Origin of the sequence: Vibrio sp. S234-5 (genome assembly GCF_000960595.1) — a bacterium.
GTDB lineage: Bacteria > Pseudomonadota > Gammaproteobacteria > Enterobacterales > Vibrionaceae > Vibrio.
In genome coordinates this window covers 1-389 of record NZ_JZAM01000318.1, presented here as the reverse complement: position 1 = coordinate 389, position 389 = coordinate 1, and the positions used below count along the sequence as shown (strand labels likewise).

Genomic DNA, 389 nt, shown 5'->3' with positions numbered 1-389 from the left:
GAGTGGCTGGCAACCAGTTTACTCACTTCCCGCAACTCTTGGTTATTGGTCTCCAGCTCTCGCATCGCATGGGCGATTTGGGTCATGCTATCGACCATGGATTGACTGGTCGTCGCCAGCTCTTTCATCGAACTAAAGATCACTTCGGTTTGCTGGCTGGCCTCATCGGCTTTGTCGGTGATGTGTTTGAGCGCGGTGATCGCTTCGTGTCCTTTCTGCTGCCCTTTCTCTATGGTTTTGCCTGAGTTGCTGATGTACTGAATAACCTCAGCACTTTCGTTTTTCATCGTCTCAATCGTGCCCGAAATCTCGCTGACGTCATCAACGGTTCTTACCGCAAGGCTTCGTACCTCATCAGCCACCTCCGCAAAGCCTCTCCCTAGCTCGCC

1 protein-coding gene is annotated in these 389 nt (G+C 52.4%); it reads right to left on the bottom strand.

Annotated elements, in window-relative coordinates; translation table 11 throughout:
• Positions 1-389, bottom strand: a 389-nt coding sequence (locus UF06_RS18780; RefSeq protein WP_045571790.1) for a methyl-accepting chemotaxis protein, incomplete at both ends; no start/stop codon positions are given.